The organism is Lentzea guizhouensis, from assembly GCF_001701025.1.
In the GTDB taxonomy this organism is placed as follows: domain Bacteria; phylum Actinomycetota; class Actinomycetes; order Mycobacteriales; family Pseudonocardiaceae; genus Lentzea; species Lentzea guizhouensis.
In genome coordinates this window covers 3,903,813-3,928,863 of the sequence record NZ_CP016793.1, presented here as the reverse complement: position 1 = coordinate 3,928,863, position 25,051 = coordinate 3,903,813, and the positions used below count along the sequence as shown (strand labels likewise).

Sequence of the window (25,051 nt, the reverse complement as noted above, 5' to 3'; positions counted from 1 at the left end):
TCAGGTACGCTCGGCGGCATGGAGTTCACCGTGTTCGCGAAGGCGTGCCCCTCACGCCCCACGCTGGAGCACGTCACCGGCCGCTGGGGCAGCCTGACGCTGGGCGCGCTCGTCGACGGATCGTTGCGGTTCAACGAACTGCGCCGCCGTGTCGACGGCGTGAGCGAGAAGATGCTGTCCCAGACGCTGCACGCGCTGGAACGCGACGGCCTGGTGCACCGCGACGCGCAGCCGACGAACCCGCCGCGCGTCGACTACAGCCTGACGCCGCTCGGGCGGGAGACGGCGGAGAAGCTGATGGCGTTGATCTCCCTGCTGGAGTCCAGGATGCCGGACGTGCTCGCGGCTCAGCAGGCGTACGACGCCCGCTGAGCCGCCGCTCAGCACTCGATGACGTTCACGGCGAGCCCGCCGCGTGCCGTCTCCTTGTACTTCACCGACATGTCCTTGCCGGTGTCCCGCATGGTCTTGATGACCTTGTCCAGCGACACGAAGTGCGACCCGTCCCCGCGCAGCGCCATCCGCACGGCCGTGATCGCCTTGATCGACGCCACCGCGTTGCGTTCGATGCACGGGATCTGCACCAGCCCGCCGATCGGGTCGCACGTCAGGCCGAGGTTGTGCTCCATGGCGATCTCGGCCGCGTTCTCGACCTGTTCCGGCGTGCCGCCGAGAACCTCGGCCAGCCCGCCCGCCGCCATCGAGCACGCGGAACCGACCTCGCCCTGGCAGCCGACCTCGGCGCCGGAGATCGAGGCGTTCTCCTTGAACAGCACGCCGATCGCGCCCGCGGTCAGCAGGAACCGCACCACGCCGTCGTCGGACGCGCCCGGCACGAACCTCGTGTAGTAGTGCAGGACGGCGGGCACGATGCCGGCCGCGCCGTTGGTGGGCGCGGTGACGACCCGGCCGCCCGCCGCGTTCTCCTCGTTGACGGCCAACGCGAAGAGCGTCACCCAGTCCATGACGCGCAGCGGGTCGGTGACGAAGTGCTCGCCCTCCAGCCGTTTGCGCATCTCGGCGGCGCGGCGGCGGACCTTCAGGCCGCCGGGCAGGACGCCCTGTTCGGTGCAGCCGCGTTCGACGCACTCCTGCATCACGTGCCAGATGTGCAGGAGCCCCGACCGCACCTCTTCTTCCGAGCGCCACGACAGCTCGTTGGCCATCATGATCTCGCTGATCGACAGGCCGGTCTCGCGGCAGCGCGCGAGCAGCTCGTCGCCGGTGAGGAACGGGTGCGGCAACGGTGTCGAGTCCGGCTTGATCCGGTCGGTGCCCGACGCGTTCTCGTCGACGACGAAGCCGCCGCCGATCGAGTAGTAGACGGCGTGCTCGACCGACTCGCCGCCGCGGAAGGCCTCGAAGCTCATCCCGTTGGGGTGCAACGGGAGTGACTTGCGGCGGTGCATGACAAGGTCGCGGTCGTGGGTGAAGGCGATCTCGTGCGTGCCGCCGAGCCGGAGCCGTCCGGTGGAGATGATCTCCTCGACCCGCGTCGCCGCGACGGTGGGGTCGACCTCTTCCGGCAGGTTGCCCTCGAGGCCGAGGAACACGGCCTTGGGGCTGCCGTGGCCGTGGCCGGTCGCGCCGAGCGAGCCGAACAGCTGGACGTGCACGCGGTCCACTTCGGACACACGGGGGCCGAGCTTCTCGACGAACATGGCGGCGGCGCGCATCGGGCCCACGGTGTGCGAGCTGGACGGTCCGATGCCGACGGAGAACAGGTCGAAAACGCTGATCGCCACTGATCAGTCCTTCGTGGTGGGGTTCATGCAGGTCAGTCCTTGGTGAGCTCGGCGTACCTGGCCGCGGTGAGCAGGCCCTCCGCCGAGTCGACGCGCACCTTGAACAGCCAGCCGGCGCCGTACGGGTCGCTGTTGATGATCGCCGGGTCGTCGACGACGGCGGTGTTGACCTCGAGCACCTCGCCGCTGACCGGGGAGAACAGGTCGCTGACGGACTTGGTGGACTCGAGCTCGCCGCAGACCTCGTTCGAGACGACCTTCGCGCCCACCTCGGGCAGCTGGACGAAGACGATGTCACCCAGCGCGTCCGCGGCGTACTCGGTGATCCCGCAGGTCAACGGGTCCTGGGTACCCGGCGTCCAGTCGACCCACTCGTGCTCGGCGGTGTAGAGCAGGTTCTCGGGGAACTCCACGGCGACTCCTCTGGCTCAGGACGGGTCAGGACACTTGCGCCCCCTCCGCCGTGCAGAGTTGCCTACCCCGAGTGGTCTTGCTGCCTGAGAGTGTGCGGGAGCTTGCCCCTTCGGCGCCCCGACCAGCTGTCGAGGTCTCTCCCACTCGGGTTCTGGTGCCCGTCAGGGGCACCGCGGCCGTTATTCAGTTCAGCGGGAACGCTATGTGGGCCCGGCGCCGGGTGTCAACGCGGGCCGGTTCACGTGAACGCAAGTGTTGTTCAGGTTGCCTTGTTCCGGTCGGACAACTGAACACCTACTGGATCGTGCGACTCGCACAGTGACATGACCTTTCGGCTGCTCCACATTGTGAGATGACAGCCCAGCCGAAACGGAGGAGAAACCGTGCGGATCGCCGTTCCTCGCGAGATCAAGAACCACGAGTACCGCGTCGCCCTCACGCCGGCCGGTGCCCACGAGCTGACCCGTCGCGGTCACGACGTGTTCGTCGAGCAGGGCGCGGGTCTCGGGTCCGCCATCACCGACGAGGAGTACCTCGCGGCGGGTGCCAAGGTCCTCGCGACCGCCGACGACGTCTGGGCCGAGGGCGACCTGGTCCTCAAGGTCAAGGAGCCGATCGCGGAGGAGTACCCCCGCCTGCGGTCCGGCCAGACCCTCTTCACCTACCTGCACCTCGCCGCCGACAAGCCGCTGACCGAGGCCCTGCTGGCCTCCGGCACCACGGCCATCGCCTACGAGACGGTGCAGCTGCCCAACCGCTCGCTGCCGCTGCTCGCGCCGATGTCCGAGGTCGCGGGCCGGCTCGCCCCGCAGGTCGGCGCGTTCAGCCTGATGAAGCCCTCCGGCGGCCGCGGCGTGCTGCCCGGCGGCGTCCCCGGTGTCGCCCCGGCCCGCGTGGTCGTGATCGGCGGCGGCGTGGCGGGCGTCAACGCCGCCACCATCGCCGTCGGCATGGGCGCCGACGTGCAGATCCTCGACACGAACGTCGACCGCCTGCGCCAGGTCGACGCCCAGTTCCAGGGCCGCCTGCGCACCCTCGCGTCGAACGCGTTCTCGGTGGAACAGGCCGTCCGCGAGGCCGACCTGGTCATCGGCGCCGTGCTCGTCCCCGGTGCCGCCGCCCCGAAGCTGGTGTCGAACGCACTGGTCGCCGAGATGAACCCGGGTTCCGTGCTCGTCGACATCGCCATCGACCAGGGCGGCTGCTTCGAGGACTCCCGCCCGACCACCCACGCCGAGCCGACCTACGAGGTCCACAACTCGGTCTTCTACTGCGTCGCCAACATGCCCGGCGCCGTCCCGCGCACCTCGACCTACGCGCTGACCAACGTGACGCTGCCGTACGCGGTCGCGCTGGCCGACAAGGGCTGGCAGAAGGCGCTGCAGGACGATCGTTCGCTCGCCCTGGGTCTCAACGTCCACGCCGGCCAGCTGACCAACGGCCCGGTGGCGGAGGCGACCGGTCTGGCGCACACGCCGCTGGAGTCCGTGGTCTGACAGCCGACGCACGCAAGCCAACCGAATGATGGAGCCCCCGCACGCGATCAACATGCTGCGGGGGTTTCGCCTTTCGCGGGACCGAACAGGTGACCCGCGGAGTTTCCCGCGCTGATCGCGACACGGATGGAGCATCATCACGCACCATGTCGGGTGACTTCACTCGCAACGTCGTGCACGGTGACGCCGGAACGGTCATCCAGGGTCACGAGGTCCACCTGCACGCCCCGCCGACCGTTCCGACGCCGCGGCAGTTGCCGCCGGACGTCACCCACTTCACCGGGCGCGACGCCGAGCTGACCGCACTCGACGAGCTGCTCGGACACGCCGCGCGTCCGGTCGTCATCTCGGCGATCGCGGGCATCGGCGGCGTGGGCAAGACGTCGCTCGCGGTGCACTGGGCCCACCGCGTGCACGACCGGTTTCCCGACGGGCAGCTCTACGCGAACCTCCGGGGTTTCTCGCCGGAGCCGCCGTTGCCACCGGCGCAGGTGCTGACTGGTTTCCTGACCGCGCTGGGGGTGTCCGGCACGTCCGTGCCGCAGGACCTGGACGCGATGGCGGCGCTCTACCGGTCGCTGCTCGCCGACCGGCAGGTGCTGGTGGTGCTCGACAACGCGGCCACCGCGGAGCAGGTCCGCCCGCTGCTGCCGGGCTCTGCGCGGTCGCTCGTGCTGGTCACCAGCCGCAACCGGCTGCCGGGTCTGGTGGCCCGCGACGGAGCCCACCGGATCACGCTGGGCGAACTACCGTCCGGAAGTGCGCTGGCGTTGCTGCAGGACATCGTCGGCGTCGCCCGCATCGGCGCAGAGCACGACGCGGCCCACACGCTGGTTCACCAGTGCGCCGGTTTGCCCCTGGCGCTGAGGATCGCGGCCGAGCGGATCGCGGACCGTCCACACCGGACGATCTCCGACCTGACCGCGGACCTGGTCGCCCGTCGCCTGGACACCCTGGCTTCACCCGATGACAACGGCACCGCCGTCAGGACGGTGTTCACCTGGTCCTACGAGGCGTTGCCCCTGCAGGCGGCCAAGGTCTTCCGGCGACTGAGCCTGCACCCCGGCACGACCATCAGCACCCACGCCGCGGCCGCGCTCACCAGGACGACGGCCGCCGAGATCCGCCCGGTGCTGGACACCCTGACCGGTGGACACCTGCTCACGGAGATCGGACGCGACCGGTTCCAGTTCCACGACCTGGTTCGGGAGTACGCCGCGGAAACAGCCAGAGCGCAAGACTCCGCCGAAGACCGTGCGGACTGCGTACGACACCTGCTGGGTTGGTATCTGCACACCGCTGACCTGGCGAGGTTCGCGATCTACCCGCAAAGCGGTCTGACGCCGTTCGAACACGACAACACAGGCGTCGATCCACTGCTTTTCGACGATCGGGACGATGCCCTCGCCTGGCACAGCGACGAGCACACCAACTTGTTGTCGGTCCTCACTTACGCCTCAAACCACGGACTCCACCGCATTGCGGCTTTATTGCCCTCCTGTCTGGCGATCCCATACGCACTCAACGGTCAATGGGCGGCACAGGTGGAAATAGCCGCTATCGCGTTGAGGAGCGCCAGCCAGCTCAACGACGAGAACACTTACGTGCTTGCGCTCACCGTGTGCGGTGAAGCACTGATGAACGCCAACAGGCTGGACGAAGCGCTGCAGCACGTGCAGGAGGCTTTCGATCTCGCGACCCGATCGCAGGTGCCGAAAGACCTGGCATGGGCGCACCACACCATCGGTCTCACGTTGTACAAACAGGGACACACCGATCGCGCGGCCGACCATTTCAGGGCCGCGCTTGCCCTCTTCCAAGACCTTCACATACCTCGTGCCGAGGGTGCCGCCCTAGGTCTTCTAGGCGAAATCTGCCGACAGCAGAAGAAGTTCGAAGAAGCCGGCTCGTACCTCGTTCGCGCGTTGGAGATCTCGCACGACATGGGGAGCCTTTGGAACCAGGCTTCCGTTTTCCACCGGTTGAGCCAACTGTCGGCGGATCTCGGTGCTCTCGACGAAGCTGTTGGGCACATCCAGCGGTCCGTGCAGATCTACTCCAACTTCCGCGACTTCTACGGGACTGCCCGCACGTTGTGGATGCTTGGTGATCTGCTGGACCGGAAGGGTGACCACGGCCGGGCCGCCCGAGTCCTGGCCGAGGCACTCGCGATCTTCGACGGCATCCACGCCCCGGAGGCCGAGGAGCTCCGCGCCGTCATCGCAGCGCGGCCACCCGCGACTTGATCCCGTCGATCACGCAGTCCAGCCCGAACTCGAACTGCCCCTCCAGCGTCCACAGCTCCTGCTGGTCCAGCATCTCGATGTAGCGGGGGTGCTTCTCCCGGTACAGGTCCGCGATCTTCCCGAGGTCCGGCGGCGGCTCGTCGAGGCCGCCGCGGCTGCGGAAGTTCGCCTCCGCCGTCGCGTAGCCGACGACGTAGCTCGACACCGTCGACATCGCCTGCGACGCCTGGACCATCGACAGGCCGGCCGCCTGCATGGGTTCGAGCATGGCGTCGGCCATCGCGACGGCGTTGGGGCCGATGGTGGTGTACTCACCGATGCCGCGCACCCACCAGGGGTGCTTGAGCGCGAGATGACGCATCGTGTGCATCATCTCGCGCAGCGCGGGTTCCCACTCGGCGCCCGGTGCGGGCCGGGGGAACTCGCCGTAGATCTCGTCCAGGCACAGCTCGATCAGCGCGTCCTTGGTCGGCACGTGCCAGTACAACGACATCGGTGCCGCGCCGAGCTCGGCGGCGAGCTTGCGCATGGACAGCTTGGCCAGGCCGTGCTCGTCCAGCATCTCCATCGCCTTGCGGACGATGCCCTCCCGGCTCAGGCCGAGGGGCTGGCCGCTGCTGGGCCTGGGTTTGCTGAACCACACGCTGTCCACGGCTCGATCCTAGTGCGGTGACCACGAACCTCTGCCGCGTTTCCCGGCGGTCAGACGGGTGCATCGTGGGGCCGGCCCCACGTCCTCATACTGGGCGTATGGGGGCGTGGGGCCGGCCCCGCGAGGTGCCCTGCTGAGCGTCGGGAAACACGGTGAAGATCGTGGTCACCGCACTAAGCACGCCGGAGCAGCACGCTCGCCGCTACACCTCCCAGGAACACCGACACGGCACCGACCACCAGGCTCACGCTCATCCCCGACGAGAACGCGTCGCGCACCACCGTGATGTCCGCGCCGCTGTGCAGCGCCTCCGACAACGACCGCCCCGGCACCCCGTCCGGCAGCGCGGCGACGAACCGCGCGGACAGCAGCGCACCGAGGATCGCGATGCCGAACGACGACCCCAGCTCGGTCAGCGTCGACGACAGCCCGGACGCGATCCCGGCCCGTTCCGGTGGGATCGCACCCATCAGCGCGTTGACCGCGACCGGTTGGGCCACACCGACTCCGACGCCGATCAGGACCAGGCCGGCCAGCGTGGGCGGGTAGGTGGTGCCGATCGAGAGCAGCACGACGCCGCCCGCGACGATCGTCATGCCGAGCAGCATCGCCTTGCTCGCGCCCAGCTTCAGCACGAGCTGGCCCAGGGTGTTGCTGGTGACGAGCAACGCGATCGCCATCGGGGCGACGCGCAGCCCGGCCTCCAGCGGGCTGTAGCCGAGCACGCCCTGGAGGTGTTGCGTCAGCAGGAAGAGCGAGCCCGCCATGCCGAACGCGGCCAGCACGCCAGAGGCCACCGCACCGGTGAACCGGCGGTCGGCGAAGAACCCGAGGTCCAGCATCGGGTCCGCGGTGCGTCGTTCCCACCAGGCGAACGCGGTCATCGAGACCAGCCCCAGTGCGAGCGGCACGCCGAACTCGAGCGAGCCGAACCCGTTCTCCGGCACCGAGATCACCGCGTACACCAGCGAGACCATGCCGATGATCGACAGGACCGAGCCCAGCACGTCCGGCCTGCGCACGGTCGGGTCCTTCGACTCCGGCACCAGGAACGCCACCGCCGCGATCGCCAGCAGCGCCACCGGCACGTTGATCAGGAACACCGAGCCCCACCAGAAGTGCTTGATCAGCGCGCCACCGACCACCGGCCCGGCCGCGAAGCCGAGGCTGCTGACGGCGGCCCAGATGCCGATGGCCTTCGGGCGTTCTTTGTCGTCGAACAGCTGCATCAACACGGCGAGCGTGCCCGGCATCAACAGCGCCGCCCCGACGCCCATGAACCCGCGCGCCGCGATCAGCGCCTCCGACGAGCCCGCGTAGGCCGCCGCGGCGCTTCCCACGCCGAACAGGGCCAAGCCGCCCAGCAACGCCTTCTTGCGGCCGAACCGGTCGCTCAGCGAACCCGTCGTGAGCAGCAGACCGGCCAGCGCCAGCGAGTAGGCGTTGATCATCCACTGGATGTCGGCGGTGCTCGCGCCCAGGCCCGTGGAGATCGACGGGATCGCCACGTTCAGGACGGTGTTGTCCAGCACCACGACCATCACGGACAGGCACAGCACGCCGAGCACGGCCCAGCGCTGCGGGTGCGGGTGCACGCCGACGGTTTCCGACGTGGTCGTACTCATGAAGACCTCCCCCTTACGGTGTACGAGCAACTTACAGCGTACGAGGCCCGGTCACGCAAGGAGTTTCATGAAGAGGGAGGAAAGAAACGAAAAGACCTGGGGCATGGGAGTGTCCCCCGACTAGCACTGCGGGCCCTGGTGAAATCGACCGGAGGTCGATGAACACCAGGGCCCGCCACGTAAAGGGCGGCCGCGCTCAACCAGCCTGGGGGTCACTGGGAGCGGGGCCGCCGTGACCAAATATAGCGGCTCTTGGACGGGCGCGCCCAGCACCCCCACCGAAACGCGACCTAAAAGTTTCCCCAACCAGACCATTGCCCTGCTCCAAGCCGTCCAGCAAACGAGTGAATTCCCCCGCTGCCGGTGCGCCGAGCAGGGGCGACGGCCGATGAAGACGGAGTCGGGTGTCCCTCGAAGGGAGATTCCATGGCTGAACCACAGGGCTGGATCCACTGCCACGACCCGTTCGGTCGAGACAGGTCGATGACCGTTCTGCTGGAGAACGACCGGGTGCTGCTGGTCGCGCCTCCTGGCCAGACCGCTGTGATGTCCGCCACTCAGACGCGCCGGCTGGGCTCGTTGCTCGACCAGGCTTCGGCGAAGATGTGATGGACGAGTCCCTGCGCGACGCGGTGCTGCAACGGTTGGCGCTGCTGGACGAGGTGGCCGAGCAGGGCGAGGCCGACGCGCTGGTCCCGTTGGCCCGCGCGGAGATCCACCGCCTGGCGGACGGCTGGCGGTTGCTGCTGACGGTCCACCAGCCCGACGAGGACGGCCGCTGCAAGGCCTGTCCCGGCTGGCTGCGGCGCCGGCGATGGCCTTGTCAGGTCTGGAACATGGCGCACCAGCACCTCATCGGCGAGGGCGTGCCGCACCGGGAGCGCCGCAGGCCGTTGCGCAACCCGTTCACCCGATCAGGTATCACCGACGAGGTGCCGGCCGAAGTTCCCGCCGAGGCGACGGCCGAGCTGCCGATCTTGACCGACGCGCCGCAGGCCGTGCACCGCGCGCCCGTCGTGTCGCGTCCAAAGCACGCGTTGCCGGACTGACCTTCAGGCAGGATGGCCGCATGCATGACGGCAGCGGCCTCATCGCGGTGCAGAACCTGACCAAGCAGTTCGGTTCGGTGACCGCGGTGCAGAACCTGAGCTTCACCGTGTCACCCGGCAGTGTGACGGGCTTCCTCGGCCCGAACGGCGCCGGCAAGACGACGACCCTGCGGATGCTGCTGGGTCTGGTGAAGCCGACCAGTGGCATCGCGACGATCAACGGCAGGCCGTTCCACCAGCTCGGCCAGCCCGGCCGCGTGGTGGGCGCGGTGCTGGAGGCGCAGGGTTTCCACCCGTCGCGCACAGCACGCAGCCACCTGCGCGTGTACGCGGCGGCGATCGGCGTGCCGGACGCGCAGGCCGACCAGGTCCTCGGCCTGGTCGGCCTCGCGACGGCGGCCGACCGCAACGTCGGCGGGTTCTCGCTGGGCATGAAGCAGCGGCTGGCCCTGGCCACCGCGCTGCTGGGCGACCCGCAGGTGCTCGTGCTCGACGAGCCGGCGAACGGTCTCGACCCCGAGGGCATCGCGTGGCTGCGGACGTTCCTGCAGTCCTACGCGCGCATGGGCCGCACGGTGCTGATCTCCAGCCACCTGCTGGCCGAGGTCGAGCAGACCGTCGACCAGGTCGTGATCATCTCGCGCGGGCAGACGATGTTCTACGGGCCGCTGGAGAAGCTGCGGCAGTCGCAGAGCAAGCGCGTTCTCGTGCAGCCGTCGGACGTCGGCACGCTGGCGAACGTCCTGCGCGCGGCGAGCGTGCACGTCGAGCAGCTGCCGGACGGCAGGCTCGCGGTGTCCGGGGTGGACGCGAAGTACGTGGCGGACGCGGCGTTGCAGGCAGGCGTCTCGATCTACGGCATCCAGGAGGAGCAGGTCGACCTGGAACGCCTGTTCTTCCAGCTCACCAGTGGCCAGTACGCCGGGTACGCGCCGGCGCCGTACCAGCAGCAGCAACAGCAACAGGGTGGTTGGGCCTGATGGGCAACCTCGTACAGGCGGAGCTCCGCAAGACGACCACGACCGGGCTCTGGTGGGGGCTGTTGATCCCGACCGCCGTGCTGGCGCTGGGGTGGGGGCTCGCGACCGGTCTGCTCGGGCAGTTCTTCGTCGACCTCGCGTCGTCGTCGGACGTGGACGAGGTGTCGGACTTCCTCGGCGTGACGCCGGACCAGTGGAAGATCTCGCTCTTCGGCATCGCGCGGGCGATCAACGTGTCGACGATCTTCCCGTTGATCTTCGGCGCGCTCGCGGTGTCCGGTGAGATCCAGCGGCGGACGATCACGACGACGTTCCTGACCGCGCCGTCGCGGATGCACGCGATGCTGGCGAAGATGCTGGTCTACATCCTGTGGGGCGCGATCTACGGCCTCGCGATCATGGCTTTCATCGCGATCGGCGTGGTGATCACCGCGGACTCCGGGCAGCTGCCGGACGCGGGTGGCTGGGCGATGCTGACGCTGGTCTGCGTGCTGTCGTCGATCCTGATGACGATGTTCGGCGTGGGCGTCGGGGCGCTGGTCCCGAACGTCGCCGGGTCCGTCGTGATCCTGATCCTGTACTTCCTGGTGATCGAGAACGTGCTGCACGGCGTGCTCGCCTACCTCGAGGTGCCGACGGTGATCGGGTTCCTGCCGAACGGGTCGATCAACGGGCTCACCGGGTCGGTCGCGGTCGACCTGTTCCTGTCGACGGCCGGTGTGGTGCCGCCGGAGATCGAGGACGTGCTGCGCGCGATCGCGGGTGCGGGCGGTGCGCTCGACTGGTGGTGGTCGGGGCTGGTGTTCGTGGCGTGGGCCGGGGTCGTCTTCGCGGGCGGCTGGGCGGCGACGCAGTCCAAGGACATCACCTGACCTGCGGTCATCAGTTTTGTCAGACCCGGTCCGTAGCCTCATCGATGTGAAACAGGGCTGGGTTCGCCGACTGGTGGCGGCTTGCTGGCAGCACCCCCGGCTGGTGGTGCTGTCGGTGGTCGCCGCCGTCCTCGGCGTGGGTCTGCAGGCGGCCGGACCGCTGCTGCTGAAGGTCGCGGTCGACGACTCGACGGCGGGGCGCACCGACCGGTTGCTGATGCTGGTCGTCGCGCTGGTGGTGCTGGAGCTGCTGACGTTCGGCTCCGCGTTCGTGCGGCGGTACGTCGGCGGGCGGCTGGCGCTGGACGTGCAGCACGACCTGCGGCGGTCGGTGTTCTCGGCGGTGCAGCGGCTGGACGGCGCGAAGCAGGACGAGATGCGGACCGGGCAGATCGTGTCCCGGTCGATCACGGACCTGCAGCTGGTGCAGTCGCTGCTGATGATGGTGCCGCTGGCGGTGGGCACGATCGTGTTCGCGCTGGCCGCGCTGGCGGCGATGCTCTACCTGTCGGTCCCGCTGACGATCGTCGCGCTGGTGGTGCTGCCGCTGGTGGCGTGGCTGGCCGGGCGGACGCGGCTGACGTTGTTCCCGGCCACCTGGTCGGCGCAGCAGCGGGCGGCGGACCTCGCGCAGCACGTCGAGGAGACCGTCACCGGCGTGCGCGTCGTGAAGGGCTTCGGTCAGGAGGCGCGCGAGATCGCCCGGCTGGAGAAGCACGCGCGGTCGCTGTTCGCGGAACGGATGCGCGCTGCCCGGCTGTCGTCGCGGCCGCTGGCGACGGTGACGGCGCTGCCGTTGCTGGGGCAGGTCGGGGTGCTCGGGCTGGGCGGCTGGCTGGCGTTGCACGGGCAGGTCACGCTGGGCACGTTCCTGGCGTTCACGACCTACGTGGCGAACCTGGTGGGACCGACCAGGTTGCTGTCGAGCCTGATGGTGTCGGCGCAGCTCGCGCGGGCGGGCGTGGAGCGGGTGTACGAGCTGGTCGACTCGCAGCCGGACGTGACGGACGGGCCGGGTGAGGTGCCGTCCGGACCGCTCGGGGTGTCGTTCTCGGGGGTGACGTTCGGGTACACGCGCAGCGAGCCGGTGCTGCGCGACTTCTCGATCTCGGTCGAGCCCGGCGAGACGCTGGCCCTGGTGGGGACGGCGGGGTCGGGCAAGTCGACGGTCTCCCTGCTGCTGCCCCGTTTCTACGACGTGCACGAGGGAACGGTGCGGGTCGGCGGCGCGGACGTGCGGACCATGCGGCTGGAGTCGTTGCGCGGTGCGGTGGGCGTGGTGTTCGAGGAGGCTTTCCTCTTCTCCTCCAGCGTGTTCTCGAACATCGCCTACGGCCGTCCCGACGCCTCGCGGGAGGAGGTCGAGCGGGCGGCGAAGGCGGCCGAGGCGCACGACTTCATCCAGGCGCTGCCGGACGGGTACGACACGGTGGTCGGCGAGCGCGGGCTGACGTTGTCGGGTGGTCAGCGGCAGCGGGTCGCGCTGGCGCGGGCGTTGCTGTCCGATCCGCGGATCCTGGTGCTGGACGACGCGACGTCGGCGGTGGACAACGCGACCGAGGCGGCGATCCACGCGACGCTGGCGTCGGTCACGGCGTCGCGGACGACGTTGCTGGTCGCGCACCGGCGTTCCACGCTGTCACTGGCTGACCGGATCGCCGTGCTGGACGCGGGCCGGGTGGTGGACGTGGGCACGCACGAGGAGCTGAGCTCGCGGTGTGCGCTGTACCGCGAGCTGCTGGCGGGTCCTGGTGAGGCGATCGAGTCGCCGGCGCCGGCCCCGGCCGGTGACCTGTGGCCGGAGCTGTCGCAGGAGGAGCTGGACCAGCGGCTGGTCGACGACGCCCGTCCGGCTTCCGGCGCGTCTGCCGGTGCGGGTGGCACGTCCGGTCGCCGTGGTGGCGGCGGAGGTGCCGCGTCCGCGCTCGCCGGTGGTCCGCCGACGCCGGAGCTGCTGGCGCAGGTGCGTGCGTTGCCGCGGCCGTCGAGCCGGTGCTGACGGAGGACCCGACGGCGCCCGATCCCGGGTTCCGGTTGGCGCGCCTGGTGCGGCCGGTGCGGTGGGCGTTGCTCGGTGTGGGTGCGTTGGTGGTGCTGGACGCGTTGGTCGGCATGGGGCTGCCGGCGCTGGTCCGGCTCGGCGTGGACGGCGGCGTGGTGGGTGGCGCGGAGTCGTCGCTCTGGCTCGCTGTCGCCTTGGGCGTGGGGCTCGTGGTGGCCGGCTGGCTGACGACGGCGGGCAGCACCCTGTTCGCCGCGCGGCTCGGTGAGCGGCTGCTGTACCTGTTGCGCGTCCGCAGCTACGCGCACCTGCAACGGCTCGGGCTCGACTACTACGAGCGCGAGATGGCCGGCCGGATCATGACGAGGATGACCACGGACGTCGACGCGCTCTCGACGTTCCTGCAGACCGGCCTGGTCACCGCGGTGATCAGCCTGCTGACCCTGGTCGGCGTGACGGTGGCCCTGGTGGTGACCGACCCGTCGCTCGCCCTGATCGCGCTGGCCGTGCTGCCGTTGCTGGTGGTGGCGACCGTGGTGTTCCAGCGCCTGTCCTCCGCCGCCTACGCCGAGGCCCGCGAACGCGTCAGCGCCGTGAACGCCGACCTGCAGGAGAACGTCTCCGGCCTGCGCGTGGCCCAGGCCTACACCCGCGAACGCCACTCCGCGGACGCCTTCGCCGAGCGCAGCGACGCCTACCGCCGCACCCGCCTGCGGGCCCAGCGCTACATCGCCACGTACTTCCCGTTCGTCGCGATGCTCTCCGGCGTGGCCCAGGCGATCGCACTGGCCGCCGGCGCCCACCGCGTCGCCACCGGCACCATGAGCCCCGGTGTGCTGCTGGCGTTCTTGCTGTACCTGGGCATGTTCTTCAGCCCGCTGCAGCAGCTCTCCGGCGTCTTCGACGGCTACCAGCAGGCCCGCGTGGGCCTGCGCCGCATCGGCGACCTGCTCCGCACCCCGACCACCGTCGCACCCCCGGCGACCCCGGTCCCGGTCCCGCCGCACCTGCGCGGCGAGGTGGAGCTCCGCAACGTCTCGTTCTCCTACCCCGGCACCGCCGAACCGGCGCTGGCCGACGTGTCCCTGCACGTCCGCCCCGGCGAGACCGTCGCTCTGGTCGGCGAAACGGGCGCCGGCAAGTCCACCCTGGTCAAACTGGTGGCCCGCTTCTACGACGCCACCTCGGGCACGGTGCTCGTCGACGGCGTCGACATCCGGACCTACGACCTCTCCGCCTACCGCCAGCGCCTCGGCGTGGTCCCCCAGGAAGCCCACCTCTTCGGCGGCGACGTGGCCGAGAACGTCGCCTACGGCCGCCCCGCCGCCACGCGCGTCGAGATCGAGGACGCCACCGCCTCGGTGGGCGCACTTCCCATGGTCGCCACCCTGGCCTCCGGCTTCCACCAACCGGTCGGCGAACGCGGCAACCGCCTCTCCGCCGGCCAGCGCCAGCTCATCGCCCTGGCCCGCGCCGAACTCGTCCACCCCGACCTCCTGCTCCTCGACGAGGCCACCGCCGCCCTCGACCCGTCCACCGAGTCCGCGGTCCTGGCCGCCAGCGACCACCTGGCCGGCTCCCGCACCACCTTCGTGGTCGCCCACCGCCTGGCCACCGCCGCCCGCGCCGACCGCATCGTGGTGCTGGCGAACGGACGCGTGGCCGAGGTGGGCACGCATGACGAGTTACTGGCCGCCGACGGCACCTACGCCCGTCTGTGGAGGCACGGCACCACAGTGAGCTGAGTGTCCGGAGAGCGCCTGCCCGCGCGTTGGAGGCCCGCCGCCTTCTCACCCCGCCCTTCCCCTCCCCACCAGTCCAGGAGTCCCCGCCGTGCCTCCCCGCCCCAAAGTCCTCTACGTCACCGACCTCGCCTATCCCGCCCGCGGCCGCCGTTACTGCGACGAGGACATCTACCTGACCTCCCGCCTCCGCGAGCACTTCGACATCGCCCTCTGCAACCCCCGCGACGCCGCCGCGCTGCTCGGCAACGGGTTCGACGTCACGGTCGTGCGCAACAGCGGGCCGGTGATCGACTACCCCGAGGCCTACCGGGAGTTCCGGGAGCGGGCGAAGGACCTCAACGTCTACAACCCGCTCACCGGCAAGGCCGACATGGCGGGCAAGCAGTACCTGGTCGACCTCACCGAGCAGGGCTCACCGGTGATCCCCACAGTCGACCGCCGAGAAGACGTCGCCAAGCTCCCGGCCGCGGACCTCTACGTCGTCAAGCCCAAAGCCGGCGCAGACTCGCACGGGCTGGAATTCGTCCCGCGCGAGAAAATCACGGACAAGAACAACACGCTGATCCAGCCGAAGATCGACTTTGAATACGAGGTGTCGTTCTACTACGTGGACGACGAGTTCCAGTACGCGTTGTACGCGCCTGAAACCGACCGCAGGTGGGAACTCCGGGCCTACGAAGCCACGAGCGCCGACTTGGAGTTCGCGGAGGAGTTCATCCGGTGGAACGGGCTGGCGCACGGCATTCAGCGGGTTGACGCGTGCCGGACGCGGGAAGGAGGGTTGTTGCTGGTCGAGCTGGAGGACCTGAACCCGTACCTGTCGCTGGACCGCACGAGCGAGGAGACCAGGGAGCGGTTCGTGCGGGCGATGGCCAGGTCGATCAAGAGTTCAGCCGGGTGAACCGAGAACCGGGGATCATTCCACCAGGCGAAGTTGTTGTACCTGTCGTGAACTGGTCGCTGCTCTCAGTGCGCATGTCCGTCCGACAGCTCAGCGGACATTGCCCGAAAGGGAGGCGGCGTAGTGAGATGCACATCAAGAGATGCTCAACTGCGGGTGACGTGAGGGCCGTCCTGATCGATCCTGTGACAGAGCACTCGTTGCCAGGTGCCTCCAGCGTGTGAAGGCCCGCGCCAGGGGGACTAGCCTGACTACCGCATGAGTCACCACCAAGAGCGAGATGGATAGAGGCGAGCGCCAGCCGTGTCCAGCAGCAGTCCTGCGTCACAATTCGGGCCGAACGAGTGGCTCGTCGAGGAGATGTACGAGCAGTTCCTCGCGGACCCGTCATCCGTAGACCCGGCATGGCACGACTTCTTTGCCGACTACAAGCGTGCGGGCGGCAACGGGAACACCGCCGCGGCGGGTGCGGGTGGCGCTACGACCACCACGACCGTGACGCCGCCTGCCGCTGACACCGGCAAAGCACAAGCCGCGCCTGCCGCCAAGGCAGCGCCGCCGGCCAAGCCCGCGGCCAAGCCGGCCAGCAAGCCGGCGCCGCAGCAGGCCGCGAAGGCCGCCCCGGTCACGCCGAGCGCGCAGCCCGAGCAGAAGCAGCTGCGCGGTGCCGCCGCCGCGATCGCGAAGAACATGGAGCTCTCGCTCACCGTTCCGACCGCGACCAGCGTGCGCGCCGTGCCCGCCAAGCTGCTGGCCGACAACCGCATCGTCATCAACAACCACCTGAAGCGGACGCGCGGCGGGAAGGTCTCCTTCACGCACGTCATCGGCTACGCGGTGGTGCGGGCGCTGCAGGCGTACCCGAACATGAACCGGCACTACGCCGAGGTCGACGGCAAGCCGTTCGTCGTCACGCCGGAGCACGTGAACTTCGGCCTCGCGATCGACCTGCCGGGCAAGGACGGGCAGCGCACGCTGGTCGTCGCGTCGGTCAAGGGCTGCGAGAACATGACGTTCACGCAGTTCTGGCAGGCCTACGAGGACCTGATCCGCAAGGCCCGCGCCGGGTCGCTGACGACGGACGACTTCTCCGGCACCACGATCTCGCTGACCAACCCCGGCACGATCGGCACCAACCACTCGGTGCCGCGGCTGCAGGCCGGTCAGGGCGCGATCATCGGTGTCGGCGCGATGGAGTACCCCGCGCACTTCCAGGGCACCAGCGAGCAGGCGCTCACCGACATGGGCGTCAGCAAGATCATCACGCTGACGAGCACCTACGACCACCGCATCATCCAGGGTGCGGAGTCGGGCGAGTTCCTCAAGCGCGTCCACCAGCTGCTGCTGGGCGAGGACAACTTCTACGACGACATCTTCGCGTCGCTGCGGCTGCCCTACGAGCCCATCCGCTGGGTCGCCGACATCCCCGAGGGCGCCGTCGACAAGACCGCCCGCGTGATCGAGCTGATCGACGCGTTCCGCACCCGCGGCCACCTGATGGCCGACACGGACCCGTTGAACTACCGCCAGCGCAGCCACCAGGACCTCGACGTCCTGAGCCACGGCCTGACGCTGTGGGACCTCGACCGGGAGTTCCCGGTCGGCGGGTTCGCCGGCAAGGAGCGGATGAAGCTCCGCGACATCCTCGGTGTGCTGCGCAACTCGTACTGCCGCACGGTCGGCGTCGAGTACATGCACATCCTGGAGCCGGAGGAGCGGCACTGGATCCAGGAACGCGTCGAGGTCCCGCACGAGAAGCCCCCGGCCACCGTGCAGAAGTACATCCTCAGCAAGCTCAACGCGGCCGAGGCGTTCGAGACGTTCCTGCAGACGAAGTACGTCGGCCAGAAGCGCTTCTCGCTGGAGGGCGGCGAGACCGTCATCCCGCTGCTCGACGCGGTGCTGGACAAGGCAGCCGAGCACGAACTCGACGAGGTCGTCATCGCGATGCCGCACCGCGGCCGCCTGAACGTGCTCGCGAACATCGTCGGCAAGCCGATCTCGCAGATCTTCCGCGAGTTCGAGGGCAACCTCGACCCCGGTCAGGCGCACGGCTCGGGCGACGTGAAGTACCACCTCGGTGCCGAGGGCAAGTACTTCCGGATGTTCGGCGACGGCGAGACCAAGGTGTCGCTGACGGCGAACCCGTCGCACCTCGAGGCGGTCGACCCGGTGCTCGAGGGCATCGTGCGCGCCAAGCAGGACATCATCGGCATCGGCGGCGACACCTTCCCGGTGCTGCCGGTCGCGATGCACGGTGACGCGGCGTTCGCCGGGCAGGGTGTCGTGGCCGAGACGCTGAACCTGGCCCTGGTGCGCGGTTACCGCACCGGCGGCACGGTCCACATCGTCGTGAACAACCAGGTCGGCTTCACCACCGCGCCGGAGCACTCGCGGTCGTCGAAGTACTCGACCGACGTCGCGAAGATGATCGGTTCGCCGATCTTCCACGTGAACGGTGACGACCCCGAGGCCTGCTACTGGGTCGCGAAGCTCGCTGTCGACTACCGCCAGCGGTTCCGCAAGGACGTCGTGATCGACATGGTCTGCTACCGCCGCCGCGGTCACAACGAGGGCGACGACCCCTCGATGACCCAGCCGGCGATGTACGACGTGATCGACCAGAAGCGCTCGGTGCGCAAGACCTACACCGAGTCCCTGATCGGCCGCGGCGACATCACGGTGGAGGAGGCCGAGAAGGCGCTGCAGGACTTCTCCAGCCAGCTGGAGCACGTCTTCAACGAGGTCCGCGAGCTCGAGAAGCACCCGGTCACGGTCAGCCCGTCGGTCGAGTCCGAGCAGCAGATCCCGGCCAAGCTCCCCACGGGCATCAGCCGCGAGGTGCTGGAGCACATCGCCGACGCGCACGTGAACCTCCCGGAGGGCTTCACGCCGCACGCCCGCGTCAAGCCGGTGCTCGACCGCCGCGCCAAGATGGCGCGCGAGGGCGGCATCGACTGGGCGTTCGCCGAGCTGCTCGCGTTCGGCTCGCTCGCGCTGGAGGGCCGCAAGGTCCGCCTGGCCGGCCAGGACTCGCGCCGCGGCACGTTCGTGCAGCGCCACGCGACCCTGATCGACCGCAAGACCGGCGAGGAGTACACGCCGCTGCAGAACCTGTCGCCGGACCAGGGCAAGTTCATGGTCTACGACTCGGTGCTGTCGGAGTTCGCGGCCGTCGGCTTCGAGTACGGCTACTCGGTGGCGAACCCGCAGGCGCTGGTGCTGTGGGAGGCGCAGTTCGGTGACTTCGTCAACGGCGCGCAGCCGATCATCGACGAGTTCATCTCGTCCGGTGAGGCGAAGTGGGGTCAGCGTTCCGACGTCGTGATCCTGCTGCCGCACGGCCACGAGGGCCAGGGCCCCGACCACACGTCGGGCCGCATCGAGCGCTGGCTGCAGCTGTGCGCCGAGGGCTCCATGACCGTCGCGGTGCCGTCGACCCCGGCGAACTACTTCCACCTGCTGCGCCGCCACGCCCTCGACGGCGTCGACCGGCCGCTGATCGTGTTCACGCCGAAGTCGATGCTGCGCCTCAAGGCAGCGGTCAGCGGCACGGACGAGTTCATCAACGACCGCTTCCAGTCGGTGATGGACGACCCGACCGTCAAGGACCCGAACGCGGTCACGAAGGTCCTGCTGTGCAGCGGCAAGATCTCCTACGAGCTCCACTCGGAGCGGGAGAAGCGCAGCGCGGGCGACGTGGCGATCGTGCGCGTCGAGCAGCTCTACCCGGTCCCGGCCCGCAAGCTGACCGAGACCCTGGAGCGCTACCCGAACGCGAAGGACATCCGCTGGGTCCAGGAGGAGCCGGCGAACCAGGGCGCGTGGCCGTTCTACGGTCTCGCCCTGCCGGAGCTGCTGCCCGCGCACCTCTCGGGTGTCCGCCGCGTGTCGCGCCGCCCGATGGCCGCCCCGTCGGCCGGTTCGAGCAAGGTGCACGAGGTCGAGCAGCGCGAGATCATCAACCGCGCCTTCGACTAAGTCAGGTGTGACCGAACGAGCCGCCGGATCCACCTGGATCCGGCGGCTCGTTTTCTAAGCCCTCACAGGAGTTCAGCTATGTACCACACCGATCGCGGCATCGAGGAGCTTGAGAAGCGGCGCGGCGAGGAGGAGGTCACGTTCGCGTGGCTCGCCGACAAGCTGCGGGAGTTCGTCGACGCCAACCCCGACTTCGAGACGCCGATCGAGCGCTTCGCCACGTTCCTGGCGCGCGACGACGACGACTTCGAAGACTGACCTTTGGCCTTTTGGCACCGTTTTTGAGCATGCTCATGCTCATCCGCTCCCCCTCTGCCCGGCGCGACGATGGACCTGTCAGCGTCGAAACGGAAGAGGGGGAGCTCTTGTTCACGAAGACGATGGTCGCGGCAGCGGTGGTCACGACGGCGTTGTCCGGCGCCGGACTCGCGGCCGCGCAGGACCGGGAACCCGGCGTCGGCGCCCAGGCCGTGTCGGGTCCGTTCAACCTCAGGATCGGCTTCTCGCCGTTCCGCAACCTCGAAGCGGTGCGCAGCACGGTCGACCAGGCCGGCGGGGCGATCCGCCAGTGGAACTTCGACGGCACCGACGAGCAGGAGTGGCTGTTCTTCAGCGACAGCACCATCCGGCCGGTGCTCAACACCAAGATGTGCCTGGACGCCAACCCGGACGACAACCGCAACGGCGGCCAGGTCTACGTCTGGCCGTGCCACGGCGGCGCACCACAGGTCTGGCGGCCGTGGAACAACCAGGGGCTGACGCTGCAGAACGCGGCCACCGGCCGTTGCCTCGACGCCAACCCCGACGACAGCCGCAACGGCGGCGCCATCTACCAGTGGGACTGCCACGGCGGCGCACCGCAGCAGTGGACGCGCGTCCGCCGCGGCTGAGCACGCGTCTGCAAGTACTACCAAGTACGAGTCGGTAGTACTTGCAGACGCCGGAAAGCGCTACCAGGCGTAGGCCTCCGGGGCCGGCTTGGAGCCGTTCGGAGCGGGCGCCGGGAACAGCTCGTCGAGCTTGGCGAGCACCTCGGCGTCCAGCTTCAGCTCGGCCGCGCGCAGCGAGTTGTCGAGCTGCTCGGCGGTGCGCGGGCCGATGATCGGCGCGGTCACGCCCTCCTGGTGCAGCAGCCAGGCGAGGCCGACGTTGGCCGGGTCCTCACCGATGTCCGCGCAGAGCTTCTCGTAGGCCTCGATGCTGTCGTGGTGCTTCTCCAGCGCGTCCGCGGAACGGCCGGACGCGCTGCGGGAGGTGCCGCCCTCGCGCTGCTTGCGGAGCACGCCGCCGAGCAGGCCGCCGTGCAGCGGTGACCACGGGATGACGCCGAGGCCGTAGTGGCGGGCCGCCGGCAGGACCTCCAGCTCGATCCAGCGGGTCATCAGGTTGTAGATCGACTGCTCGGACACCAGGCCGAGGAACCCGCGCGTGCGGGCGGCTTCCTGGGCCTGGGCGAGGTGCCAGCCCGCGAAGTTCGACGAGCCGAAGTAGATGACCTTGCCCTGCTGGCGCAGCACCGAGAAGGCCTCCCAGATCTCGTCCCACGGCGTGGCGCGGTCGACGTGGTGCATCTGGTACAGGTCGATGTAGTCGGTCTGCAGGCGCTTCAACGAGGCGTCAGCGGCGCGGCGGATGTTCAACGCCGACAGCTTGGTCTCGTTCGGCCACTCGCCCATGCTGCCGTAGAGCTTGGTGGCGATGACGGTCTTCTCCCGCCGGCCACCGCCCTGCGCGAACCACCGGCCGATGATGTTCTCGGTGACGCCTTCGCCCATCTTCCAGCCGTAGACGTTGGCCGTGTCGAAGAAGTTGACGCCGTGCTCGTGGGCCCTGTCCATGATCGCGTGGCTGTCGGCCTCGGTCGTCTCAGGGCCGAAGTTCATGGTGCCGAGGCACAGTCGGGAGACGGAGAGGCCGCTGCGGCCGAGGTTCGTGTAGTCCATGGCCACAACCCTGCCCCGCTCGGCGGCCTCGTGCCACGTGGAGCTGCTCCAGGTCGCCGGTCCGCCCGTACCGCCGTCGGCGTGGCGGGCGAGGGCCGCTACTCCCACTCCCACCTGATGCCGTAGGTGATCCCGGGCTGGGCGTCGTGCACGACCAGGTGCGTGGAGGCGGTGGTCCCGACCCACAGGTCCCCCGTGTCCACCTCCGGCCCGGCCGGATCGGAACAGGTGAACCCGTGGCACCGCACCGGAACCGCGTCCGGGTGGAACTCGACCTCCAGCACGTAGTGGCGCAGGGGGCGGACGAACCGCCGGTCGGCGCTGTGGCTGTCGGCGCCGGGGTCGGAGACGAAGCTCAGGTCGACGAGCGCGGTCTGGCCCGCCCGCAGCACCCGGTCGAGGATGATCTCCGCGACCAGCAGCCTGTTCTCCTCGTCGGTGCGCACCCGGCCGACGCGGCAGGACTTCATGGCGATGATCTCGCCCGGCGAGTGGTCGGTGTCGTCCGCCGTCTTCGCGAGGAGGATCCGGTCGACACCGTCCTCGAACGCTTCGAGCACCGCGCTGCTGCGCAGCTCGACCTCCCGCCGGTCAGGACCGATCACCACCACGTCCCGGACGGTGAGGTACTTCGCGGGCACGGGCAGCAGCCGCTCGACCCGCGAGATGGTGCGGCCGAGGTCGATCGCCGCGTCCTGCCAGATGCCCTCCAGCGCGGCGGTCCGTTCCAGCCACCGGCCGCGCGGGCGCCTGTCGCCGAGCTTGGTCATCAGCTCGCCGGGAGCCAGCCGCAGGACCTCCTCCAGCGCGGCGACGGCCTGCAGCGACTCCGGTCGTTCGGGGCGGCTGCGGCCCCGGCGCCAGTAGCTGAGCGTCGACAGGCTCACCTGCAGACCGCGCAGTTCGAGGTGGCGCCGGATCCGTTCGAGACTGAGCCCGCTCGCCTCGACGGCCATGGTCAACGCCTCTGCGAAATCCGACACGGACGGACGTTACCGTCCGTGCCCGGTTCCCTGGTCCTCCACAGGTCGCAACAGGCCCGCCACAGTTTTGACAGTATTGCCGACTGAATTTTCGAACCTCCCATTTCACCCGTTGGTGCGGTTAAGTTCGTCACGTTCCCCAAATCATTCCCTGCCAGGAGGAACCGATGGCAAGACGAGGTCGTGTGGCAATTGCCGCCGCACTCGGCGTCGCCGCCACCGCGATGTGGACGCCCACCGCCACCGCCGAGGAGGACGTGCTGCCCGGTGCGGGTGCGCAGGCGGTCGAGGGCAGTTACATCGTGGTGCTGAAGGACGGTGTGCGCACCCCTGCGAGCGCACTGGCGTCCCGTTACCACGGTTCTGTCCGGCACACCTTCAGCACCGCGCTGAACGGGTTCTCGGTGAACGGCATGTCCGAGCAGCAGGCCCGCAGGCTGGCTGCCGACCCGGCCGTCGACTTCGTCGAGCGCAACACCTTCGCGACGATCCAGGGCACCCAGACCAACCCGACGTGGGGGCTGGACCGGATCGACCAGGCGAGCCTGCCGCTGAACCGCAGCTACACGTACCCGAACACCGCGTCGAACGTCACCGCGTACATTCTCGACACAGGCATCCGGAAGACGCACGTCGATTTCGAGAATCGCGCCGCGGACGGCTACGACTTCATCAGCAACGATTCAGTGGCGCAGGATTGCAACGGCCACGGAACACATGTCGCGGGCACCGTCGGCGGTAAGAGCTACGGTGTGGCGAAGCAGGTCAAACTCGTCGGCGTGCGCGTGCTCGACTGCGCGGGCAGCGGTCCGTGGGACGGCATCATCCGCGCGATCGACTGGGTCACGCAGAACGCGAAGAAGCCGGCCGTCGTGAACATGAGCCTCGGCGGCAGCGGGACGAACAGCTCGCTGGAGAACGCCGTGCGGCGCTCGATCGGCTCCGGCGTCACCTACGTGCTCGCGGGCGGCAACAGCGGCCAGGACGCGTGCACCTTCACCCCGGCCCGCACGCCGGAGGCGATCACCGTCGGCGCGTCCGACCGCTCCGACAGGCGTTCGATCTGGAGCGCCGGCTCGTCGAACCACGGCCGATGCCTGGACATCTGGGCGCCCGGCAGCGAGATCGTGTCCGCGTCGCACAGCAGCGACACCGGCACGCGCTCGATGGGCGGCACGTCGATGGCCTCGCCGCACGTGGCGGGTGCGGCGGCGCTCTACCTGAGCGCCAACCCGAGCGCGACCCCGGCCCAGGTGCGCGTGCCCTGGTGAACGCGGCCACGCCGAACAAGCTCACCGACATCAGGACGGGTTCACCGAACCTGCTGGTGAAGGTGTGAGGCATGCCGTCGTCGGCACTCCCTGCACCGACGACGGCCATCCTGCGCCCTTGACGCTCCGGCCGAATGCGGCTCGGCCGTGAGCACCGATCCACCGGGGGCGCCCGCGGTGGGAGTGGGTACTAGTCCCACTCCCACCGCACTCCATATATGCCCGGTTTCGAGTTCCGCACGTGGATGTGCGTGGACGCGGTCGTCCCGATCCACAGGTCCGTGAGCGCGGTCTCCGGTTCCTGCAGCGACGGCCTGGTGAACTCGTAGCACCGCGCCGGCACGGCATCGGGGTGGAAGTCGATCTGCAGCACGTAGTCGCCCACCGGCCGCAGGAACCGCCGGTCGCACACCTCGCTGTCGGCCCCCGGCTTCATCCGCACGGTGTAGTCGACCAGCGCCGTCTCCCCGGCCCGCAGCATCCGGTCGAACAGGACCTCCGCGACCAGGAACCCGGTCGACTCCTCGCTGCGCACCCGCCCGAGCCGGCACGGCGGGCCCGCCTCGATCGTCGCGACGCCGAGGTCGGTGGCGTCGGCCAGCTGGATCGCGAGGAACCGGTCGACCCCGTCCTCCAGCGCCTGGATGAGACCGGTGCAGTGCATCTCGACCTCACGCCGGTCCGGCCCGATCACCTGCCGGTCGCGCACGCTCAGGTACGTCGACGCGGTGGGCTGCAGCCGGTCGATCCGCGCCATCACCTCGCCGAGGTCGGTGGCCCGCGAGTCCCACATGTCCTCCAGGGACATCGCCTGCCCGAGCCAGCGCCCGCGGGGCCGCTTGTCGCCGAGCTTGTCGGTGAGGTGCCCCTCCGCGAGTCCCAGCAGCTCCTCGAGCGCGGTGACGACCTTCAGCGACTCGGCACGTTCCGGCCGGCTGCGCCCGCGCCGCCAGTAGCTGAGCGTCGACACGCTCACCTGCATGCCACGCGCGGCCAGGTGGTGCTGGATCCGTTCGAGGCTGAGGCCGCTGTCGTCGACCGCCTTGGTCAGCGCGTCCGCGAAATCCGCCACGAGCGGAAACCATACGGCCGTCCCACCCTGGGCCAGTAGGCCCACACGGAGGGTTACAAGATCGCTACATCGTC

Annotated in this window: 20 protein-coding genes, 1 pseudogene and 1 riboswitch; of the genes and pseudogenes, 13 read left to right on the top strand and 8 right to left on the bottom strand. The window is 69.4% G+C overall.

What is annotated here, in order from left to right:
- Window positions 1–18 precede the first annotated feature (18 nt).
- On the top strand, window positions 19–372 hold the full coding sequence (locus BBK82_RS19740; protein WP_065916314.1) for a winged helix-turn-helix transcriptional regulator: 354 nt from the start codon (window positions 19–21) through the stop codon (window positions 370–372).
- An 8-nt stretch (window positions 373–380) separates the two neighbouring features.
- On the opposite strand, the gene BBK82_RS19735 is transcribed toward BBK82_RS19740, so the two are convergent.
- Window positions 381–1,745 (bottom strand): L-serine ammonia-lyase, encoded by a 1,365-nt coding sequence (locus BBK82_RS19735; protein WP_065916313.1) that lies wholly within the window; start codon window positions 1,743–1,745, stop codon window positions 381–383.
- Window positions 1,746–1,777: 32 nt separating this feature from the next.
- The gene (gene gcvH / locus BBK82_RS19730; RefSeq protein WP_065916312.1) at window positions 1,778–2,158 is read right to left on the bottom strand and encodes a glycine cleavage system protein GcvH; all 381 of its coding nucleotides are present in this window, start codon (window positions 2,156–2,158) and stop codon (window positions 1,778–1,780) included.
- Window positions 2,159–2,220: 62 nt separating this feature from the next.
- Window positions 2,221–2,312, bottom strand: a riboswitch (glycine riboswitch).
- 230 nt (window positions 2,313–2,542) lie between these two features.
- On the opposite strand from gcvH, the gene ald reads away from it, so the two are divergent.
- Entirely contained in the window at window positions 2,543–3,655 is a 1,113-nt protein-coding gene (ald, locus tag BBK82_RS19725; protein WP_065916311.1) for an alanine dehydrogenase, read from the top strand.
- A gap of 137 nt (window positions 3,656–3,792) precedes the next feature.
- On the opposite strand, the gene BBK82_RS51640 is transcribed toward ald, so the two are convergent.
- Window positions 3,793–4,053: a hypothetical protein gene (locus tag BBK82_RS51640; RefSeq protein WP_170067936.1), complete on the bottom strand. Its 261-nt coding sequence runs from the start codon at window positions 4,051–4,053 to the stop codon at window positions 3,793–3,795.
- Between the two features lie 78 nt (window positions 4,054–4,131).
- On the opposite strand from BBK82_RS51640, the gene BBK82_RS19720 reads away from it, so the two are divergent.
- The gene (locus tag BBK82_RS19720) at window positions 4,132–5,901 is read left to right on the top strand and encodes a tetratricopeptide repeat protein (protein ID WP_170067935.1); all 1,770 of its coding nucleotides are present in this window, start codon (window positions 4,132–4,134) and stop codon (window positions 5,899–5,901) included.
- Here BBK82_RS19720 and BBK82_RS19715 read toward each other — a convergent pair.
- Together BBK82_RS19715 and BBK82_RS19710 are read right to left on the bottom strand one after the other, a co-directional pair.
- Window positions 5,873–6,553, bottom strand: coding sequence for a TetR/AcrR family transcriptional regulator (locus BBK82_RS19715; RefSeq protein ID WP_065916309.1), 681 nt, complete (start codon window positions 6,551–6,553; stop codon window positions 5,873–5,875). The genes BBK82_RS19720 and BBK82_RS19715 overlap by 29 nt on opposite strands.
- Before the next feature lie 173 nt (window positions 6,554–6,726).
- The gene (locus BBK82_RS19710; RefSeq protein ID WP_065916308.1) at window positions 6,727–8,178 is read right to left on the bottom strand and encodes an MFS transporter; all 1,452 of its coding nucleotides are present in this window, start codon (window positions 8,176–8,178) and stop codon (window positions 6,727–6,729) included.
- Between the two features lie 426 nt (window positions 8,179–8,604).
- On the opposite strand from BBK82_RS19710, the gene BBK82_RS19705 reads away from it, so the two are divergent.
- The 9 genes and pseudogenes from BBK82_RS19705 to BBK82_RS19665 all read left to right on the top strand — a co-directional run bounded on the left by BBK82_RS19705 (window position 8,605) and on the right by BBK82_RS19665 (window position 20,598).
- Complete coding sequence (locus BBK82_RS19705; protein ID WP_065916307.1) at window positions 8,605–8,787, top strand: hypothetical protein; 183 nt, start codon at window positions 8,605–8,607, stop codon at window positions 8,785–8,787.
- Window positions 8,787–9,227: a hypothetical protein gene (locus tag BBK82_RS19700; protein WP_065916306.1), complete on the top strand. Its 441-nt coding sequence runs from the start codon at window positions 8,787–8,789 to the stop codon at window positions 9,225–9,227. The genes BBK82_RS19705 and BBK82_RS19700 overlap by 1 nt, the downstream gene beginning before the upstream one ends.
- Before the next feature lie 20 nt (window positions 9,228–9,247).
- A complete protein-coding gene (locus BBK82_RS19695) occupies window positions 9,248–10,207 on the top strand; it encodes an ABC transporter ATP-binding protein (RefSeq protein ID WP_083268045.1) in 960 nt (319 codons plus the stop codon).
- Complete coding sequence (locus tag BBK82_RS19690) at window positions 10,207–11,079, top strand: ABC-2 transporter permease (protein ID WP_065916305.1); 873 nt, start codon at window positions 10,207–10,209, stop codon at window positions 11,077–11,079. Before BBK82_RS19695 ends, BBK82_RS19690 begins: the two co-directional genes overlap by 1 nt.
- A 1-nt stretch (window position 11,080) precedes the next feature.
- Window positions 11,081–14,826 (top strand): annotated as a pseudogene (locus BBK82_RS19685) (ABC transporter ATP-binding protein).
- Between the two features lie 88 nt (window positions 14,827–14,914).
- On the top strand, window positions 14,915–15,727 hold the full coding sequence (locus BBK82_RS19680; RefSeq protein ID WP_065916304.1) for a hypothetical protein: 813 nt from the start codon (window positions 14,915–14,917) through the stop codon (window positions 15,725–15,727).
- Between the two features lie 303 nt (window positions 15,728–16,030).
- Window positions 16,031–19,708, top strand: a complete 3,678-nt coding sequence (locus tag BBK82_RS19675) for a multifunctional oxoglutarate decarboxylase/oxoglutarate dehydrogenase thiamine pyrophosphate-binding subunit/dihydrolipoyllysine-residue succinyltransferase subunit (protein WP_071812635.1) — start codon at window positions 16,031–16,033, stop codon at window positions 19,706–19,708.
- Between the two features lie 78 nt (window positions 19,709–19,786).
- Window positions 19,787–19,966: a DUF6104 family protein gene (locus tag BBK82_RS19670; protein ID WP_030471325.1), complete on the top strand. Its 180-nt coding sequence runs from the start codon at window positions 19,787–19,789 to the stop codon at window positions 19,964–19,966.
- A 107-nt stretch (window positions 19,967–20,073) separates the two neighbouring features.
- Entirely contained in the window at window positions 20,074–20,598 is a 525-nt protein-coding gene (locus BBK82_RS19665) for an RICIN domain-containing protein (protein WP_065916302.1), read from the top strand.
- Between the two features lie 60 nt (window positions 20,599–20,658).
- On the opposite strand, the gene BBK82_RS19660 is transcribed toward BBK82_RS19665, so the two are convergent.
- Window positions 20,659–21,759: an aldo/keto reductase gene (locus tag BBK82_RS19660; RefSeq protein WP_237048273.1), complete on the bottom strand. Its 1,101-nt coding sequence runs from the start codon at window positions 21,757–21,759 to the stop codon at window positions 20,659–20,661.
- A complete protein-coding gene (locus BBK82_RS19655) occupies window positions 21,750–22,634 on the bottom strand; it encodes a helix-turn-helix domain-containing protein (protein WP_065916300.1) in 885 nt (294 codons plus the stop codon). Before BBK82_RS19655 ends, BBK82_RS19660 begins: the two co-directional genes overlap by 10 nt.
- 167 nt (window positions 22,635–22,801) lie before the next feature.
- Here BBK82_RS19655 and BBK82_RS19650 point away from each other — a divergent pair, with 167 nt between their 5' ends.
- Window positions 22,802–23,905: a S8 family peptidase gene (locus BBK82_RS19650; protein WP_237048272.1), complete on the top strand. Its 1,104-nt coding sequence runs from the start codon at window positions 22,802–22,804 to the stop codon at window positions 23,903–23,905.
- A gap of 190 nt (window positions 23,906–24,095) precedes the next feature.
- Here BBK82_RS19650 and BBK82_RS19645 read toward each other — a convergent pair whose 3' ends face one another.
- Entirely contained in the window at window positions 24,096–24,977 is an 882-nt protein-coding gene (locus BBK82_RS19645) for a hypothetical protein (protein WP_083268043.1), read from the bottom strand.
- Between the last annotated feature and the right edge of the window lie 74 nt (window positions 24,978–25,051).